Here is a 1,484-nt window from a genome sequence, read left to right on the forward strand (position 1 = left end):
GGCTGTATAATATCTATTGGGGAGTAAAACCTCAATAGATATTTTTTTGATAAAATTACAAAAAAAAGTTGCACTTGCACACATTTTATCCTATACTTAAAATACCACTACAACATAGGAGGTGTGTACAAGTGCAAGAATATAATACCATAAATTTGCTAGCTTGTAAAGATGTAGTTGTTAACAATTTTAAAGAAGGTGAAAATGTAGTAGTTATAGAAGCACAGACAAAAAAGTTAAAAAGCTGCCCATACTGTGGTTCTAAACATATCTGGGTTCATGATCACAGAACTCAAAAGATAAAAGATACACAGATGCATGGTAAAAAATGCATAATAAACCTAAGAAAAACTAGGTACAACTGTAAGTGCTGCGGGAAAAGAATTGATAGCAAAACAGAACTAGTAGCAAAGAAAATGACCATGACAAAAAGACTAGTAGCATCCATAGCTAGAGAGTTTAGAGAACTTTACTCAATAAAGTCAATATCAAGAAGATACTCAGTAAGCACATCAACAGTTACAAGAGTCCTATCTTACCTATCAGTAGAGAGAAAAAGTCTTCCAAAAGTACTTTTAATAGACGAGTTTAAAGGCGACAGCGGTTCATACAAGTATCAATGCTCACTTCTAGATGGCATAACACATGAAATCATAGACATAGTTAAAAGTAGGCAAGAAAATATTTTGTTTGAATACTTTAAAAACATACCAAAAGAAGAAAGAGAAAATGTAAAGATATTTGTTAGCGATATGTCAAAAACATTTAAAAACGTTAAAAACGCATACTTTAAAAACGCAGTACACATAGCAGACAAATATCACTTCGTAAGACAAGTCTCTTGGAGCTTAGAAAACGTAAGAAAGAGAATACAAAAAGATACATCAGCAGAAATGAGAATATACCTAAAAAGAAGTAAAAGCATACTTACAAAACCAATGCCAAAACTTAATGATGATCAAAAGCGAGAAGCAGCTCTAATGCTAGAGATAAGCGAAGAGCTAAGACTAGCATATGGCTTAAAAGAATCCTTCTATCAAGAAGTTCTAGTGCAGAAAAACAAAGAACAAGCACAATACAAGGTAAACGCATGGATAGACATATGTAAAAAATCAAAACTTAAAGAGTTTAAATCATGTATAACAGCCTTTACAAACTGGTCTGATGAAATTACAAACTCATTTGACTACAAACATTCAAATGGAGCACTAGAAGGAAAACATACAAAGATAAAGACACTAAAAAGAAACAGCTTTGGTATGAGAAACTTCGAGAGGTTCAGAAAAAGAATAATGCTTTTAGACTAAAATATATATATAAAACATCATAAAAACCTAATAAGCCTATATAGGTTTATTAGTCATGCAAAAATTACATAAATTTGTGTTATTTTAAGTATATAAATTAAAAACGTGCAAATGTTAGTTTTAACATAAAAAGAGAGACTTAAATCAATAAGTCTCCCCAATATTTGACATAGAGCC

1 protein-coding gene is annotated in these 1,484 nt (G+C 31.0%); it reads left to right on the forward strand.

What is annotated here, in order from left to right; genetic code table 11:
* Window positions 1-131: 131 nt before the first annotated feature.
* The gene (locus BN3004_RS00040) at window positions 132-1,307 is read left to right on the forward strand and encodes an ISL3 family transposase (protein ID WP_058259271.1); all 1,176 of its coding nucleotides are present in this window, start codon (window positions 132-134) and stop codon (window positions 1,305-1,307) included.
* The last annotated feature ends 177 nt before the right edge of the window (window positions 1,308-1,484 follow it).

The sequence above is a fragment of the Fenollaria timonensis genome (assembly GCF_001457835.1).
Lineage (GTDB): Bacteria > Bacillota > Clostridia > Tissierellales > Peptoniphilaceae > Fenollaria > Fenollaria timonensis.